This is a genomic window from Micromonospora aurantiaca ATCC 27029, from assembly GCF_000145235.1.
GTDB classification, from domain to species: domain Bacteria; phylum Actinomycetota; class Actinomycetes; order Mycobacteriales; family Micromonosporaceae; genus Micromonospora; species Micromonospora aurantiaca.
On the sequence record NC_014391.1, the window covers coordinates 1,831,670 to 1,848,775 of the forward strand.

15 protein-coding genes are annotated in these 17,106 nt (G+C 65.3%); 11 read left to right on the plus strand and 4 right to left on the minus strand.

The genetic code is table 11. The annotated features are described in order from the left end of the window. The first annotated feature begins 115 nt into the window (after nt 1-115). The 4 genes from MICAU_RS08715 to MICAU_RS08735 all read left to right on the plus strand — a co-directional run bounded on the left by MICAU_RS08715 (nt 116) and on the right by MICAU_RS08735 (nt 4,156). Nucleotides 116-1,360 (plus strand): IS256 family transposase, encoded by a 1,245-nt coding sequence (locus MICAU_RS08715; protein WP_013284934.1) that lies wholly within the window; start codon nt 116-118, stop codon nt 1,358-1,360. Nucleotides 1,361-1,516: 156 nt separating this feature from the next. After that, entirely contained in the window at nt 1,517-2,008 is a 492-nt protein-coding gene (locus MICAU_RS08720) for a transposase (RefSeq protein WP_049794809.1), read from the plus strand. A 277-nt stretch (nt 2,009-2,285) separates the two neighbouring features. Continuing rightward, nucleotides 2,286-3,094 (plus strand): IS5 family transposase gene (locus MICAU_RS31765; RefSeq protein ID WP_240322485.1). Its coding sequence is split into 2 segments (ribosomal slippage): nt 2,286-2,621 and nt 2,624-3,094, totalling 807 coding nucleotides; the frame shifts between segments, so codons are not numbered across the junction. 21 nt (nt 3,095-3,115) lie between these two features. Further along, nucleotides 3,116-4,156 (plus strand): NaeI family type II restriction endonuclease, encoded by a 1,041-nt coding sequence (locus MICAU_RS08735; protein WP_162881511.1) that lies wholly within the window; start codon nt 3,116-3,118, stop codon nt 4,154-4,156. Nucleotides 4,157-4,454: 298 nt separating this feature from the next. Here the strand turns inward: MICAU_RS08735 and MICAU_RS08740 are convergent, their stop codons facing one another. Further along, nucleotides 4,455-4,892: a very short patch repair endonuclease gene (locus MICAU_RS08740; protein ID WP_013284936.1), complete on the minus strand. Its 438-nt coding sequence runs from the start codon at nt 4,890-4,892 to the stop codon at nt 4,455-4,457. A 53-nt stretch (nt 4,893-4,945) separates the two neighbouring features. Here MICAU_RS08740 and MICAU_RS08745 point away from each other — a divergent pair, with 53 nt between their 5' ends. The 4 genes from MICAU_RS08745 to MICAU_RS08760 all read left to right on the plus strand — a co-directional run bounded on the left by MICAU_RS08745 (nt 4,946) and on the right by MICAU_RS08760 (nt 9,772). Then, nucleotides 4,946-6,052: a DNA cytosine methyltransferase gene (locus MICAU_RS08745; protein ID WP_013284937.1), complete on the plus strand. Its 1,107-nt coding sequence runs from the start codon at nt 4,946-4,948 to the stop codon at nt 6,050-6,052. Between the two features lie 73 nt (nt 6,053-6,125). After that, entirely contained in the window at nt 6,126-7,217 is a 1,092-nt protein-coding gene (locus tag MICAU_RS08750; RefSeq protein WP_049794810.1) for a NaeI family type II restriction endonuclease, read from the plus strand. A gap of 404 nt (nt 7,218-7,621) precedes the next feature. Beyond that, complete coding sequence (locus MICAU_RS08755) at nt 7,622-8,758, plus strand: PDDEXK-like family protein (protein WP_145755703.1); 1,137 nt, start codon at nt 7,622-7,624, stop codon at nt 8,756-8,758. 618 nt (nt 8,759-9,376) lie between these two features. Further along, the gene (locus tag MICAU_RS08760) at nt 9,377-9,772 is read left to right on the plus strand and encodes a hypothetical protein (protein WP_013284941.1); all 396 of its coding nucleotides are present in this window, start codon (nt 9,377-9,379) and stop codon (nt 9,770-9,772) included. Nucleotides 9,773-10,959: 1,187 nt separating this feature from the next. Here MICAU_RS08760 and MICAU_RS33395 read toward each other — a convergent pair. After that, nucleotides 10,960-12,261, minus strand: a complete 1,302-nt coding sequence (locus MICAU_RS33395) for an SAVED domain-containing protein (protein WP_275896025.1) — start codon at nt 12,259-12,261, stop codon at nt 10,960-10,962. A gap of 12 nt (nt 12,262-12,273) precedes the next feature. On the opposite strand from MICAU_RS33395, the gene MICAU_RS32650 reads away from it, so the two are divergent. Together MICAU_RS32650 and MICAU_RS31780 are read left to right on the plus strand one after the other, a co-directional pair. Beyond that, a complete protein-coding gene (locus MICAU_RS32650; protein WP_013284943.1) occupies nt 12,274-13,374 on the plus strand; it encodes a nucleotidyltransferase domain-containing protein in 1,101 nt (366 codons plus the stop codon). Then, nucleotides 13,371-14,915, plus strand: a complete 1,545-nt coding sequence (locus MICAU_RS31780) for a ThiF family adenylyltransferase (protein WP_013284944.1) — start codon at nt 13,371-13,373, stop codon at nt 14,913-14,915. Before MICAU_RS32650 ends, MICAU_RS31780 begins: the two co-directional genes overlap by 4 nt. Nucleotides 14,916-15,286: 371 nt before the next feature. On the opposite strand, the gene MICAU_RS08780 is transcribed toward MICAU_RS31780, so the two are convergent. Further along, the gene (locus tag MICAU_RS08780; protein ID WP_013284945.1) at nt 15,287-15,544 is read right to left on the minus strand and encodes a hypothetical protein; all 258 of its coding nucleotides are present in this window, start codon (nt 15,542-15,544) and stop codon (nt 15,287-15,289) included. A 64-nt stretch (nt 15,545-15,608) separates the two neighbouring features. Here MICAU_RS08780 and MICAU_RS08785 point away from each other — a divergent pair, with 64 nt between their 5' ends. Continuing rightward, nucleotides 15,609-16,241 (plus strand): hypothetical protein, encoded by a 633-nt coding sequence (locus tag MICAU_RS08785; protein ID WP_240322307.1) that lies wholly within the window; start codon nt 15,609-15,611, stop codon nt 16,239-16,241. 109 nt (nt 16,242-16,350) lie between these two features. Here the strand turns inward: MICAU_RS08785 and MICAU_RS08790 are convergent, their stop codons facing one another. Then, nucleotides 16,351-17,106 (minus strand): hypothetical protein, encoded by a 756-nt coding sequence (locus tag MICAU_RS08790; protein ID WP_013284947.1) that lies wholly within the window; start codon nt 17,104-17,106, stop codon nt 16,351-16,353.

Sequence of the window (17,106 nt, forward strand, 5' to 3'; positions counted from 1 at the left end):
TGCGTCCACGGGAGTGGTGTACGACTTGCCCGTGATGGGCGTGTTGCGTAGATGAGAGACGGCCATCGCGTCGATCCTTCAAGACGACCAAGTCAGAGAAGGAGAAGAGGACGCGATGGCCGCTTCAGAGAGTGTGAACCCTGTTGACCTGCTGCGCGAGCAGATCGAGGGCGCGTCGTCGGACGTGTTGCAAGCGATGATCAAGACGTTCGTGCAGGCGGTGATGTCCGCCGAGGCCGACGCGATCTGCGGCGCCGGGTACGGGCAGCGCAGCGATGAGCGGGTCAACTCGCGCAACGGTTACCGGCCTCGGGAATGGGACACCCGCGCCGGCACGATCGACCTGGCGATCCCGAAGCTGCGACACGGCAGCTACTTCCCGGAGTGGTTGCTGACCCACCGGCGTCGGGCCGAGCAGGCCCTGGTCTCGGTCGTGGCCACGAGCTATCTGCTGGGGGTGTCGACTCGGCGGGTGGAGAAGCTGGTCGAGCAGCTCGGGATCCGGCAGCTGTCCAAGTCGCAGGTCTCGGAGATGGCCGCGCATCTGGACGCGCAGGTGGAGGCGTTCCGCAACCGACCCTTGGACGCCGCCCACTACACGTTTGTGTGGATGGACGCCCTGACGATGAAGGTCCGCGAGCACGGCCGGACCGTCAACGTCCACGCCCTGATCGCGGTTGGGGTCAACGCCGACGGCGGCCGTGAAGTGCTGGGCCTGGACGTGGCCTCCGACGAGGACGGCGCCGGCTGGTTGGCGTTCCTGCGCAGCCTGACCGCCCGAGGCCTGTCCGGTGTCCGCCTGGTCATCTCCGACGCCCACGCCGGCCTCGTGGCCGCGATCGGGGCGGCTTTGCCGGGAGCTTCGTGGCAGCGGTGCAGGACCCACTATCTGCGCAACCTGCTGACGAAGGTGCCCAAGTCGGCGCAGCCGTGGATCGCCACCCTGGTCCGCACGATCTTCGACCAGCCCGACGCCGACGCTGTCCGCGCCCAGTTCGACCGGGTCGTGACCACGATCGAAGCGAAGTTCCCGGCCGCGGCCGAGCACCTCGACGCCGCCCGCGACGACCTCCTGGCGTTCACCGGCTTCCCCCGCGAGATCTGGCGCCAGATCTGGTCGAACAACCCACAGGAGCGGCTCAACAAGGAAATCCGCCGTCGCACCGACGTCGTCGGGATCTTCCCGAACCGGGCGGCGATCATCCGCCTCGTCGGCGCCGTCCTGGCCGAGCAGACCGACGAGTGGACCGAAGGACGCCGCTACATGGGCCTCGAACTACTCGCTAAAGCCCGCCTGATCACCATCGACACAGACCAACACGCCACCGACCAGACCGACCCGACCTCGATCGCCGCATAACATCAGACCGGATCACGCGATGGCCGTCTCCTACACCACCAGCGCGGACGCGACCGATGATCACACGTTGATGCGTCTGCACGACCGGTTGCGGGAGCAGTGCCGCACCACCGCCGGACGGCACCGGCATCCCACCGCCGGCGCGACTCCCAATCGGTGCGCGCCGCGGACACCGTGCCCCGACACAGCCGCGGTTTCGACGTCGTGAAAAAGGTCAACGGCCGTAAACGCCACATCGTCGTGGACACCATGGGCCTACTCCTGGCCGTCATGATCACCGGCGCGCACGTCAACGACCGCACCATCGCCCGTGACCTGCTCTGGCGCACCCGGCTGTTCCACCCCCGCCTACGCCCGCTCTGGGCAGACGGCGGCTACATCGGCACCCTAAGCACCTGGGCCCGCCACGCCCTCGACCTCACCGTGCACCTGGTCCACAAACTCCCCGGACAACACACCTTCGTCGTGCTGCCCCGCCGCTGGGTCGTCGAACGCACCTTCGCCTGGATCAGCAAGAAACGCCGCTGCGTCCGCGACTACGAACACCTACCCACAAGCCACGCCGCCTTCGTTACCTGGGCCATGATCCACGTCATGCTCACCCGCCTGGCCCGACACACGAAACCGGCCCAGGCAACCCACACCTGAACCGACTTCTCAAACACTTCGCTAACAGGGCCTTCGCTGCCCTCGCCCCGGGTGCTGCGCCCTGGCCTACCCGTCCGAGACGTTCCGACGCCCCCGGTCGGCCACCACATGTGCTTGTCTTCGAGGACGCAGCCAAACACGCCGGAAGGAGGTAGTTCCTGCAGCACGGCCGGTAGGCTCTGATCTTCATGCATCCTGCGCACTAAGGGGGTGTCTCAGTTGGTGAGGTTGTGGCCTCGGGCATGATCTTCTATTTGTGGCGGATGTTGTCGGGGACATGATCCAGACTTGGGCGCCGGAGGACTTGTGGGCGGTCGCGCAGCCGTTGATTCCGGTTGCTGCGAAACGGCCTCAGGGTGGTGGGAAGCGCCGGGCTGACGACCGGGCGGTCCTGGCGGCGATCGGATACATGGTGCAGGCCGGTTGCTCGTGGCGGAAGCTGCCCGCTGCGTTGTTCGGGGTGTCCCGGCCGACGGTGCACCGCCGGTTCAGCGAGTGGACCCGGTACGGATTGTGGGAACAGATCCATCACGCGCTGCTGCACCGGTTGAACGTCGCTGGTGGGATCGACTGGTCCAGAGCGATGATCGACTCGATCAGTGTCCGGGCGCTGAAAAGGGGGACCTGACCGGGCCAAACCCGGTCGACCGCGGCAAACCAGGCTCGAAGATCCACGTCTTGTGTGACCGGCGGGGCGTGCCGCTGCAGGTGCTGATCTCCGCCGCGAACACCCCGGACGCGCAGCTGCTGTTCCCGTTGCTGGATGCCCTCACCCCGGTGCGGGGCCGTCGCGGCCGGCCCCGCCGCCGCCCGGGCAAGCTGCACGCGGACAAGGCCTACGACCACAAGGCGATCCGGGCCGAGGTCCGCCGCCGCGGCATCGCCGTGCGCATCGCCCGCAAAGGCATCGAGTCCTCCCAGCGACTCGGCCGACACCGGTGGATCGTCGAGTCGTGCCTGTCCTGGTTCACCAACAACCGCCGCCTCGCCCGACGCTACGAACGCAAAGCCGAGCACTTCCAAGCCTTCGCCGACCTCGCCGCCATCCTCATCTGCCACCGCCGACTCGCAAAAATCACCAACTGAGACACCCCCTAAGCTGAAGTGGTGGTTGCGTTCGAAGATGCCAGCGCCGAGGGGCAGACTACGGCTGCTACACAGCGGACCGCTCGAGGTAACCCAGTAGCTCCGGTGGGCTCGCGATGCATCAGTGACTTCACGGGTGACTCGCACGTCATCGAGCAACCGGAGGAAGACGTGGGTCTTCAGACGGTTCGTCGCGATCTGGTCGGACGACCAGACCTGAGCCAGCTCATCGGCGATGCGGTCGAGGACTCCATCTTCTATGTCCTCGACGGCTACCGGACTCACCGATTCGACCTGCTCGACGAGCGTGTCGAAGCCGATGAACGCCGAACCGTCGGCACCAAGCTCCAATACCACCTACTAGACAACCTTGGCCTTGAGAAGAAGAGACACCCCGACACCGAGATCGCTGGGGTGCCCGTCGACGTAAAAGGCACCGCAACGACAGACGGATCGCAGAGCTGGATGATCCCTCGCGAGGGACAGTGTGAGCTCTGTCTGCTGGTCCACGTGGATCTGGTACGTGACCGGCACCGCGCGTGGCTCATGCGGACTCATCGGGCGTTTCTCCACAATGGTGACGGCAACGGCGACCGTAAGCGGGGAATCTCCGTGCCCGCCTTCAACACGTACAGCGTGCCTCTATACGAGTGGACGCCTTTGAGGCCGAATCCACTGAAGGGCTTGTCGGAGCCGGACCGGGCGGTCGTGTTCGGCTCGGCTGGGCAGGAGACACGGCTCAAGGCGCTCTTTCGCGCGGCAGCGGAGACGGTCATCCCCCGGGGCGTAATCCTCACGGTCTGCGCCAATCGTGCAGACCCGATGCGTCGGGTGCGGGCTACCCGTGTCGACATGGCGAGGGAGGGCCTCGCGCTGCTCTGCGGGACATGGACCTCGCACCGGCAGCTCGCCGATGTTCTGGCCTTCGATTTGACCGGAGAGGCGTGGGTGGCGGTCGCCATGTCCAAAGTCCTGGGACACGGGGAGCTGACCGGGCAGGTTCTCGAACAGATGCGCCGCGGCCTAAGGGACGAGGCGGACCGTAAGCTTTTCGAGCCCTGAGCCTGACGCCGAAACCCCGCGCCCGTATGCGACGGGTGACATCAACGGCCGAGCCGGAAGACCGCCGAGCCCCGAAGCTCCCAGCGGGTCGACGAGTCTGTCCGTTCGCGTAAAGCTGTTCATATCCTCGGGGTTGACGAACGACCTTCGGGTATTCGAATGCCGCATATCACCAGCACGACTTGACCCTCCGGGTGCCGCGAGCGTGAATTTCGGGGCGCAGCCTGGATGGCTGCATGGTGGGGTGCCGAGGTTGATTGAGGAAGTCGCGCCGCCCGGAGGAGGGGTTTGATTGAGATCAATAATCCGAGGGCGTGCGGCGCATCGCGGTCACTGCCGCTGCGATGCGGGCGGCGGCGTCGGTGGTCGCCTCGTGTTCCCAGATCCGGATGACAGTCCAGCCGGCTGCGGTCAATCGCTCGTTGGTGTCGACGTCGCGGCGCCGGTTGGTGGCGACCTTCTGCGACCAGAACGCCGCGTTGGTTTTGGCGATCGTGTGGTGCTCGGGGCAGCCGTGCCAGAAGCAGCCGTCGAGGAAGACGGCCAGCTTGAGTCGGGGGAACAGCAGGTCGGCGGTGCGTCGTACCGCTTTGATCGGTCGGCGGTTGACGTAGTAGCGCAGGCCCAGTGCGTGGACGGCGCGCCGCAGTGCCAGCTCCGGCTTGGTGTCGCGGCCGGTGTTGGCCTGCATCGACTTGCGTACGCCGATCGAGGACGCCCACGATCTGTCGGACATGCGTTCTACCTCACTGGCGCGGCTGGCTTGTGGCAGGCGGGAGGCGAACTATCATGTCGCAGGTGAGCGACCGCCTGAGCATGATCGACCTCTTCGCAGGATGTGGCGGTATGACCGTCGGCTTCCATAATGAAGGTTTCCGTCCGATTCTCTCGGTCGAGTGGGATCGTGCCGCGGCCTCCACCTACGCCGCGAACTTCGGTAAGGAACACACGCGGTGGGAGGATATCGAGAAGATCAAGGATGATGAGATCCCCGATGCGGACGTCATCATCGGTGGGCCGCCGTGTCAGGGCTTCTCCAACCTCGGCACCAAGTCAGTCGAGGACCCGCGCAACAAGTTGTGGAAGCAGTACCTACGCTTCGTCGTCAAGGCGCATCCGCAGGTCTTCGTGATCGAGAACGTAGAGCGGTTCTCGCGCACCAACGAGTTCCAGCTATTGATGGAGGAGGCCGACCACGGCATCCTCCAAGGTTACAAACTCACCGCCGGTGTCCTGCTGGCGGCCGACTACGGGGTCTCGCAACGCCGGCCGCGTACCATCGTCATCGGGTCGCGGATCGGTGAGATCCCGCTCCCCGAACCCACGCACGCAAAGGTCCCGACCGGGGAGCTGAGGCCGTGGAGGACGGTACGCGACGCGATCGGATGGGTCGACGAACACCCGACGACCACCGAGCTCCCAAGCAGGGAGACGGTGTTCTTCGAACAAGGCATCCGAGGCGAATTCTCGGGCTACGACATCCACTTCGGGCGTCAGCCGACCACGATGTCGCTTGAGCGCTATGACCACATCCCTCCCGGCGGCGGACGGTTCAACCTTCCCGATCACCTGCTGTCGCGATGCTGGCGGGAGAAGAAGACCGGTACCACCGACGTCATGGGCCGTATGCGCTGGGACGCTCCGTCGTTGACGATCCGTACCGAGTTTTTCAAGCCCGAGAAGGGCCAATACCTGCACCCGCAATGGGAACCGAACCGGCCGGATCGGCGAGTCAACCGGGTCATCACCCACTACGAGGCGTCACTGCTGCAGGACTTCCCGAAGGACTACAAGTGGTGCGGTTCCAAGACGGAGATCGCCAAGCAGATCGGCAACGCCGTTCCCTCGGGTCTTGCCGCAGCCATCGCTAGACACTTGAAGAAATACCTGCACTGATCCGCCAGCCGGACAGCGAATTCCGGACTCTCGCTGATTGACCGATGGTTCGCAGCTCTGACACCCTGCTCCTGTGTCGACCGTGCAAGGAGAGCTGTTCGAAGACGATCCGGTCTCGGCCGCGCTTCCGCGCACACTGCGCGTCCACCGAAACCGGGTCCTGCCGGTCCGGCCCTCGATCGCCGGCAGGCCCCGGATGGTGACCGGGCCAGCGCCGTTCCGTACCGACGCCCGTCCACCGTCGCCGGACGAGGACCCCGAGATCTGGGCGGTCCATGCCGCGATCCGATCGCTCGACCCCGACGGTGTCCGCACCGGATACGCCATCCGGGAGGCGCTCGACCAAATCTACGACGGCCAGCGCACCGGGCGATGGGACTATACCCAGCTGCTGAAGACGGAGAAGACGCACGTTGGCACACTCGTCGAGATCTGGCTGCAGCGGGAGTTCGGGTTCGACGACGGTCAGGACCTCGACTTTCGAATCGCTGGCGTCGATGTCGACTGCAAGTGGTCACTGAATCTGTACGACTGGGAGATCCCCCAGGAGATGTACAGCCGCGGCGACAAGATCGCCCTCGTGATATGGGCGAATGAATACACCGCCCGCTGGGCGTCTGGTCTCATCCGCATCAGCGAGGACGTCCTCCGTCCGCCGGGCAAGCAGCGCGACGGTAAGCGCCGGCTCAACGATCGGGGTCGGGACCGCATCCTCTGGATCTCCCCGGGCACGGATCTAGTGAAGAACACGCTGCTGCACATCACTGATCCGCGGAAGCTCGAACTCATCGCCTACGCCACTCGCGGGCAGACGGCGGTCACGAACCTATTCAGGGAGTTGACCGGAGAACTGATCAACAGGGCAACAGTACTCACCGCCGCCCAGCAGGTCGACAGCGCCAAGCGAGTGCGGGACGCTCGTAGGAAGCTTCAGCCGGAGGGCATTGTGATCTTCGGTCATTACGCGCCGCATCCGCGGATGGCCGCCGAGCTGGAACTCCCGGTTCCTACACTGGGCCGGTTCGTCAGCGTCCGGCTATACCCGTGGAAGCCCGATGACGATGAGCCGCAGACGGAAATAGATGGATCTCTGTGGCGGCGCGCGCGGCGGGGGGACCCGGTAGTGCCGGCTCCAACATTGCCCAGCCAGGGCACTGGTGGATGACCGGCGCCAGCCTCGAGGTGCTGCAGCGGGTGTGGTCTTGGCTGCGGTGACCACGATGAACGAGTTGGGCGCTGGCTGGCGTGTCGGTGTCCTCCGGGTCCATGATCCCAGGACACCGTATGGCGGATCAGGAGGTCCGGACGCCCTACGACATCCGTGGGGTGCGGGAGCCGGGGATGAAGTGCTCGATGCCCCCCCGCGGCACGTACTCCTGCCGCTGCAGCCGCAGACCCCCGACCCGCCAGGCCATCTTTGCATGCCTGGGCTCGCTGTCGTTATACATGTCTCGGCATCGATTCGCCTGCTGCCGCGGGCTTCGGCGGGCAATTGCTAGCGCACCCGCAGGTTCTATCGGTGCAGGGTGAGCCGGGCCCTGGGGCGGACCTGGTTGGACGGACTTCTGATTGACGATCAGCGCTCCAGCAACGATGGTGAGCGTTGTGATCCTGCCCGCGATCAGGTTTGCTTTGCCGATGTCGTCGGAGGTGCGTTGGTCGGACATGCTGGCCGTGATGGTCGCCACCGATCCTGCTCCTCTCGGTCGGTTGCTCGGGCTGTCTGGTCCGCTGGGGGACGTGGTGGTCCGCAGGGAGGTGGCGGTTGATCCGGCGAGCCAGCCGGACATCGTGATTGAGCGGCAGGGGCAACGGGTGGCGGTCATGGAGGTGAAGGTCCTCGCCGGGCTCGGCACGTTCCAGTTGGAGCGGTATGCCGCCGCGGTCCCGGACGCTGCCGTCTACGTGCTCGTGTTTCCCGGCCGCCTCGTCATTGATGTGGGGTCGGGTTCAGGATGGCGGACGCTGACGTGGGAGACGTTGCTCGAGGCGTATAAGGCGAGCACGAATTCCTGGGTTGCCACGTGCGCCACCGCGTGGATCGCGCACCTTGCTGGCGCGTTACCGGCAGTCGATGCCGCAACGGCCTGGAACGACCTGATGCCTGGGGAAGACTTCGTGATCGCACTCCGCGCGCGCATGTCATGGCTCCACGGGCAGCTCGCACCTCCAGCCCCGATTCGCCATGACCTTGTCTCCTCCTCCGCCGGCGTCAGTTGGGTTGCTCGGCTGTACACCGAGGCAGCAGAAAAGGACTACCGGATTCTGGTCGAGGTTGAGGAGAACCTGCCGGTCCGAGATTTTCCCAAGTATGCAGGCGAAGGACCCCGACAGCCGCGTGGGCCGTCGATCAAGGTGTGCCTGCAGCAGCGGAACATCACGACCTCTGCCTGCTACAACTGGCGCTACCTGGCAGCGATGTGGCCACTCATGGACACCGCGCGAAGCGACTGGGTCACCAACCCCGCCCGCCCCAGAGCCGCGCATGACAGGGCGGGCCATCAGCAGATCGTGGCCGCTGGCATGCCCCGATATGTGGGTATCGGATTCGGCGAAGCGCAGGCCAAAATTGATGGCGCGTGCATGTTCGGAGCCCGGGTTCAGCTGCCGCCCACGATCACTCTCGGCGACCTCGCACAAGAAGTTTCCAGCCTGTACGGCCTCGTCAGCGACTTGGCCAAAGTCGTCCCACCCGCGCCGCAGTAGCGTTCGACGGACGCGCGTGCCGTTGTGGGGCTGATGGTTCCGCTGTTCGGCGGAGCGCGCGGGGCTGCAGCGGCGGCGACAATCGCGGTACGCCCTCTCACTGGAGATGCCGTGCCGCAGATGCCCGGTCCGCCTGAGCCCTCGGCTCAACAGCCGCCTGGGCCCGATGGGTTGTCGGCCGTAGAGCCCTCACTGGTACCAGCCGTGGCCGCAGGGACCCCATCTCGAAATGCAAGGGTAGGGCTCGTCCTGTTGGTGGTGGTCGTGGGTGGGCTGTTCATGTGCTGCGTAGGTGGAACGGGTCTGGCCACTCTTGGTCTGATCATCGGCGACCCCACGCCCCCTCGCCCTGCTCCGGCCAGCCCTGCTACCGAACCGGTACCCTCACCGAGCGCCCGCACGCCGGAGCCCGCCTCCGCCACCACTGTGCGTACCTCACCAACCGCTACGGCTACCACACCCCCGGCAGCAGCAACTCGCGAAGCGAGACCTGAACATCCCGCAGCTGCCTACGAGATCTTTGAACGACGAGACGTCAGCGCCGGCTCCGGAGCTCGTCGTCTCGCCCTCCGGGTGGAACTACGCGTCTACCCCGTTACCGGCCAGCAGGTCACTGACGTGGCGTCGCAGATTGTCGAGAGCCATCGAGGTCAGGGATGGCAGGCGCTGTCAATCGTGGTCACCTATGACCGGCGTGAGGTCGTGCCGAGTTACGCGGTCTACGAATGGGCGCCAGACGGGCGCTGGTCCCACGCCGCCAAGGGAGACGCCGCGTCCTGGCGAGGCTACCGGCTCAATCAAACCATCGTCCGGGACAAGCTGACGCAGCCCAACGCCTGCAAGGTCCCGACGGAGCAGGCATACGTGCTCAACACTGAGTTCAACCAGGCAACCGAGGACGACGTCGAAATCAGCGAGGAAGCGGCAATGACGGAGATCGCCAAACGGCACAACATCCCGACCACCCGCGCCGAGGAATTAGTTCTGACCGTCGAGGACTGGACGATGTGCTGAGCCACTGGGCGCGACACACAGCAGCGGATGGCGGAACCGCAACATAGTTGTCATTCTGTGGACGCATCGTCCAGCCGCCGCTCCCGCAACGGCGTCCTGCGGTAGTCATGGCGGTCTGGCGTCACCGCCGGCGCATGACCGCGTAGACCGTCCTGCTGCTCGCAAACTCGGAGACAGTGATCAATTTCTAGCCAATCCGCGATTTCGTACGTCTGGAGGTTCCCGGGGCTCGGCACCTGGGCGGGCCCGCCGGTGCCTTGCTAGCCGCTGATCGGTCGCTCGTACACGGCGCGGTGCTTCCCCGGCCCCTTGTAGTTGTAGGTCACGGCTACACCAGCCTCGGTGGTGTCACCGTCAACGTTGCTGAAGCCCAGAGCGAGCCACGTTCTGTGGGCGGCGTAGTTGTCGGGTTCGGAGGTGAGAAAGAGGCGGCGGCATCCCCAGGCGGAGCCCTGCCGGTGGATTGCCTCTACGAGCGCCCGGGTGGATTCCCTCGCGGCGGTGGCCGGGGTGGGTCATCACGTCTTGCAGATAGATTTCCGAGGGGTCGACCTGGCTTCGGAAGGCGATCACGCTCCCGGCGACCTGTCCGTCGATGATGGCTAGTGGGCAAGTGTCGGCGAACAGCGTGGCGTACAGCCAGTAGTCCGATGAGTCCCGCAGCCTGATGTACGGCTCTCCCAACGCCAGCAGTTTTTCGAGGTCAGGGATGCGATCGACGGTGAGTGGGGTGATGGGCATTGGTGGTGCCCTTCGGTGAGTACGATCGATGCGGCGAGGTCCCGCGGCGACGGCGGGGTCCAGGGAGTCGGTGACTCCGCGACCGACGACGAGGATGTCCCAGGAGCGTCGTGTCGTCTGCCTGGCTTCGACGTCCGTGGGGGCGAAGCCGCCGGAGACTGCGACCGGCAGCTTCGTCCACGACCTGATGAGCTGCGCCTGGTCGAGAGGGTGAAAGCCAGCCCTCCGGACCGCTGAGATGCAGTCATGCTGCCACCGGGCAGGGGGTACGCGCGCGCATCGACCAGCGCGTGCGCCCTCAGTCCTTGCTGGTGCGAGCAGGGGATCCTCGCATTCACCGCCCCGCTTGTGCTTGAAGTTCCGGTACGGGGGCTGGCCGGGGTCAGTGAGAAGTGGATCAGCGGGAACCTCGGTTCACCCGTCAGCCTGCGTCTGCGTGCCCTGGTCTAACGGCGAACTCGCAGCGCGAGGAAGAACGCTCCATTGTTGTCGCGGTCATAAATCTTAAGCATGGGCGACACCTGGGGCATGAGAACGCGGCCGACAGTTACGGCAGCCGACACGCTAATCGCGGCGAAGACATTGATCGAATCCAGATTTCCGTGGTTCGCCTCAAGAGCCGCAAGGAAGCCACGCATCGTTTCCTCGAAGGAGGCAAGGTCGACAGGAGAGGAGATCAGGTTTGGGCCCGGCCGGGCAGGCGGCACCGGAGTGATCACATAAATGTGGTGATGGGTCGTTGCCTCAGCCGGCAGGTCGTGGTTATGGATAGTGCCGGACAGATTCACGATCAACGTAACGGGCTGGCCTGGCAGGCCCGCACGGACCCTTGATACCCCGAACATGACGAGTTGTCTCTGGTCGTTTGGCCAGGTCCACGCATTGAGGACGTCTGTGCGCCGCCGTTGGAAGACTAGTGTAGGGACTTTGTCATCCAGGTGCGCCCCTAGGGCGATCAAAAGCGGGATGCGGGCGAAGGCGAACACAGCGAGGCGGGCAACAGCATCGCGGCGCACGCCATCATGCACACGGCTGGTGAAGTCCCTTATCTCGTGGGCTAGGCGTTCGAAGTCAGACATTGTGGTGAGGCTGCCCCGATTGCGGAGATCGAGGTCAGCGTCAGAGTCCCAGTGGCTGCCCGGAAGGATTCTTGGATAGAGTCCGACTGCTGTTGTCGCGGCTAGCACGGTTGGCCGCGTCAACTCGGCAGGGACTCCGCGGATGTCGCCTACGACGCGGAGCACGTAGGCGGAGCGGTCGGCTCCGATGGCCGTCAAACTCTCGATCCGGCTTTCATGATCCTGCTTGCGACGTCGTAGCTCCTCTACCGTGTAGCGGCCGACAACGCCGCCGTCATCGATCGGCTTATGGCAGTTCCGGCACGCCAAAATGAGGTTGCTCGCGTTACCCCTCTGGTCGAGAAGTAGCGGATCATCACCCCGGGGAGAACTTTCGGACCAACCGACATTGTGCGCAAGCTCTCCTATCGGCACCGGCTCGCCCAGCTCGGCCGACTCGACGACAGATGTGTTGCAGAACGTGCACCGTCCCGCCGACCTGGCCCAAACAAGAACCCTATTCAGCTCCGTGATCTTCGGTCGCACGATCTTGGTTCGTGACTGCTTCGGCTGCCGTGGCAACTCGCTCACCCGATTCCTGTCGTAGCCGTCAGTTACGGTCTCACCGGCGCCGCCGAAACGGATCACTGTCCCTTGGCGGCCACCAGACCGAGATCCACTATCACGCACTGGAGGACCACCATGAACATGAGCCGCGATGATCGGCTTGCCCGAGTGCTCGGCGCCGGCATCGAATCGTTTGACATCCCCGAAGAGCAATACCTGATTGCTGAAGCCACATACAAGGTGGCGTGCACCTTCCTCCGCGACTACTGGGCCGACAACGAAGCCGGCGGTGCCCTCTACCCGCAGGGGTCGATGAGGCTGGGCACCGTTACCGCGCTCATCCACCGACGCGACGAGTACGACCTCGACATGGTGTGCAGGCACGACCTCGACAAGACCGAGACCTCGCGCGACGACCTGAAAGCAGACGTCGGGGAAGCGCTGAAGCACTTCGCCAAGGAGCACCCAGAGCTGGGACTCACGCTGGACGACGAGGGCCGCCGGTGCTGGACCTTCCAACACGACACCCTGCCGTTCCACATGGACATCCTGCCAGCCATCCCGAACCTCGAAGCCGGGCCGAACGGCATCCTGGTGACGGACACGCAGGCTTCCAGGTGGCACCATTCAGCCCCGATCGACTATGCGGACTGGTTCCTCGACGTCCAGTACGACGAGTGGAGAGCCGGCGCCGTCAGGGTCGCGGAGAACAGACAGATGGACGTCGAAGCCCTGCCGAGGCGCTTCTTCAAGACGACGCTTCAGCGCACCGTCCAAGCACTCAAGCGGCACCGCGACATCTTCTTCACCGATGACCTTGGTAACCGACCTTCCTCGATCATCATCACCACCCTCGCCGCCCAGTCGTATGAGCCCCGAGGCGGCCTGTTCGACGTGCTCCACCACGTCGTTGAGCAGATGCCGACACACGTCGATTACAAGCTCGGCAGATACGTCATCGCCAACCCAGTTGAGTCCGGCGAGAACTTCGCCGACCGGTGGATTGGCCACCCGGCCCGCCCTCGACGCTTCTTCGAATGGCTCGAGGCGGCCCTGCGCGACTTTACGGCGATCGCCGAGGCTCATCACACCGACGACATGCTCGCCCGAACCGCGCACGCTCTCGGCTCGAGACCTGCCGCTGCGGCGCATGACGCTCTTAATGCCGACCCAGGTGTGACCCGCCGGCTCGTCGTCGCGGCGCCTGTCCCGGCGGGAAACGAACGCTTCGCATGATCGGCCAATGGGCGAAGGACCTCACCGACGAGCGTGACAACTTCCGCCGCGACCTCGCTGCCGCCGGCATTAATGGTGACACCGAGACACAGCGCGGTCCGCTGCGGTGGCAGCCCTGCGGCGGGCAGGAAGCGACAGCCACCGTGGAGGTCACGCTGACCGCGGCTTTTCCCTTTAGCCCTCCGCAGATTCGCATCCTCGACGCCGGGGTGCCGCTGCAGATGACCTTTCACCGCGACGCCGACGGTTCCCTCTGCCTGTGGCCGACAAGCGTGCCCTTCGACAACGCGCCCTGGCGTGACCCAGGTCAGCTACTGCGCAAAGTCGCTGCGTGGCTGCGGCAGACCGACGCTGGCTGGCCTGGCGACGAGGATTGTGACCTGGAGAGGTACCTCCCCAGCGACCCCCGTCTCGTGCTGTACGACCGCGACAGGCTCGCCAACGTCAAGGGCTGCGTACGAACCCATGCCAGCGACAGCGGCCACCGCGTGGAGATCACCGACGAGCCGCAGCAACCACCAAAGCACCCCGGTCGCCCCGATCGACGCAGAACGCACGGCCGAAGCACCGGAAACATCAAGATAGGCCGGAAGCACCGTGCTCTCGCCTGGATCGCCGACGTCGGCCATCTGGATCGGCCGGTGCAGGATGCGTCCTCACTGTGTGAGGTCCTCGGCGCAGACGCTCAGCATTTCACATGGCTCGTGTCCATCGGCGTCCTTCAGTTCGTTGTTCTGCGCTACAGAAGGCATACCGCCAACGGCGTCCTGGCGCTTGCTGTCAGTCCAGCACTGTCCGAGAGGCCACCCATCGAGGTACGTGCGTGTGAGGCGGCTGACACGAGTGTGGCGACCCGTATGCTGCGAGCTGGCTGGGCGGCATCCGACTTGGCTGACCGGCACGTCGCGGTCGTCGGTGCCGGTGCCGTCGGCTCGTTCGTCGCTGACCTGCTGTTTCGGCATGGTATCCGGCACCTGACGCTTCTCGATCCACAACTACTACGACCAGGGAACCTGGTACGCCACCTGGCAGGAGAAGGCCTTGTCGGCTTCCCGAAAGTCGTCGCAGTGAAGGCTCGCCTTTCCGCCCTGGGCTTCGACACGAGCGGGGTCGAGGGCACCTTCGACAGGCTGACGACTCCTCAGCAGGCGGTAAAGCTGCTCCGCGAACATCATCTGGTCGTAGACGCAACGGCAGACGCACGCGCGACGGCACTGCTCACCTGGGCAAGTAGTCAGATTCCCACACCGGTTGTGTCCGTCTGCATTCAGCGGCAGGGGGCCGTCGCTCGGGTTGACCGCTTTCCCCTCCGCGGCGCGGAACGCCACCACGAACCTTTGGCGCCCGGTTCCAAGACCGACGCCACACCGGAATACGGCTGCGACGAGCCGGTGTCCTCAACGCCGCCAGGCGCGGTGGTGGCCGCAGCCGCACTGGCCTGCCGGGTCGCTATCGACGAGCTCACCTACAACTGCAAAATGCCCGCCACACTGATCGAGGCTTACGAGCCCCCACCACGCAGCTCTCATCCGCCCAGGTGAGCGTGCTTGTTCGCGGACGCCGGAGCCGCGTACGTCAGCAACGGGGGCAAGTACCCGGATGCGCCGGACTCGATCCAAGCTTGGCCCCGGGGAGGGCGGCAAGACGCCGCCCAGCGGCGTTTCCAGACGCAGCTCTGCACTGGCCTGCCGACCCGTGGTAGGGGGCTTTCACCAACCGTGACCGTGCCGCCGGTGCTGACGCCGGTGCCCGAACACCAATTGCAGCTTGGGCGGCGGTGATCGTGGCTGCTCCGTGGCTGCTCGGACGTCGAGGAACTGACGCGGACGAACCCCTACCAGGCGGACCAGACCCTCGGCGCGGGCAGCCGCCTCCGCGACGGCGCCCCGCGGTAGTCATGGAAAGTCTGGCGTCACCGTCGGCGCATGATCGCGTAGACCATCCTGCTGCTCGCGAATTCGGAGACAGTGATCAGTTCCCAGCCGAACTGTTCCAGCACCTCCGCGGCGATGATGGCCTGCGTGACCTGGTCACCGCCCACGCCACGATGCGACAGGACGGTGAGAAGCCGGTACGGGTAGACGCGGAGGTCGACACTGCCGCCGAGGACCGCGTCGGCGGTGACCGTTCGCGTGCGGGCTATCTGCTCCGGTGTCTCACGGGCGGCCATACGTGAACCCTAGTCGTCGCTTGCGCGGACAGTCGTGTCCGGTGACAGCGGGTATGTTCGGGTCGTGTCTACCTCGGTCCGTCTCCCGGCCGCCACTGCTGCCTTCCTGCTCGCCGTAGCGATGGCCGGCTGTGACAACGCCGATGACGCTCCGATCGCGGCGCCTACCCCGCCATCTGCCTCGGCTGCCGGCGTGACAGCCAGGCCGACGGCACCTGACGATCCGGCATACACCGCGGACGGGCTGGACCTGTGCGCGAGGACGGATGTGAAGGTCGTGGCGGACCTGGCGTCCGAGGTGACGCGCGAAGATCCGCAGCCGCCGGTGGCTCGGCCCGGTGCCGCCTGCCTGTTCGAGATGCGCACCAAGGCTGGCTATCAGGCGAATCTTCGGGTTGAGGCGTCGACGCTTGCGACGGCCGAGGAGGCGCGGCAGTTGTATCGCGGGACGCGGCGGGCTACGGGGATGACGCCCGCCGGAGCGGTGCCGGGCGTGGGGGAGGAGGCGGAGGCTTTCACTAAGCGGTCATCACCGGGGTTCAGGTACGCCGAGTACATGGTGCACGCGCGTACCGGCAACCTGGTGGTAAAGGTGTGGCTCGCCGTCGGCGGCGAATCGTACGTTGCGAACTCGGTGTTGGCGGAGAAGTCGTTGGCGATTCTGCGGGCCACGCAAGCGGCGGTGCCGACGGCCTGAGCGGCCTTGACTCGTCGCTCCGGAACCCTGCCTTTCCGATTGGCGTGAATGCCCACGCCTGCCGGGTAGCGCATGCTATGGCCTCTGGAGAGGGACGTGTCGTGCTGGGTCAGTCTCGTACGGCTTGCGGCCACTGGCTTCCGGGTAGTTTCGAGTAGTCACCGACCTGGGTGGCAATGTCCCGGATGTTGCCGAGGGCGTCCATGAAGCGCTGCCCGACGGTCAGCAGGGTGTTGAGGCCGGCGGTGACGAGGTCACCGACCGATTTGGCGAGGGTGGAGATGGCCCAGGGGATGTCGATGACGGTGCTGGCCTCGGTGGCGGCCTGCGCCAGCTTGCCAGCGAGTCCGGTGACGATCTTGGCCAGCTCGACGGCGTAGTCGACGTTCGAGCGGGCGATCTTGAACAGCCATTGGCTGATGAATTCGGCCTTCAGCACCGACTCGTCGATCGCGGCTTTCTGCTTGGTGGCCTTGGCGTTGTAGGCGATCGCCGCGTCACCGCTCCACTTGGCGATGTTGTCGCTGCGTGGCTCGGTGGCGGTGAACGACAACTCGGAGACGGGAGTCTTGACGTCGTTGACCCACCGGAAGCTGACGTTGATCAGCGACAGCACCGGCACCTGGCGTTCCAGCGCGTGGTCGACCTGGTCGAGCACCATGGTCATGGCGCGGCGCGTGGCGTCGAGGTTCTGCTTGATCCACCACAGCCCTGCGGGTCCGAGGAGCCACCTGTGCTCGTTGACGCGTTCCACGATGTCGTTGAAGGAGCCAACGGCTCGGTCGATGCCAGAGCGGATCTGGTCGAACGCCTTGTTGAACGGCTCGCCGTACTCAAGGTCGCTGCTTGCGGGCTGCACCTGCAC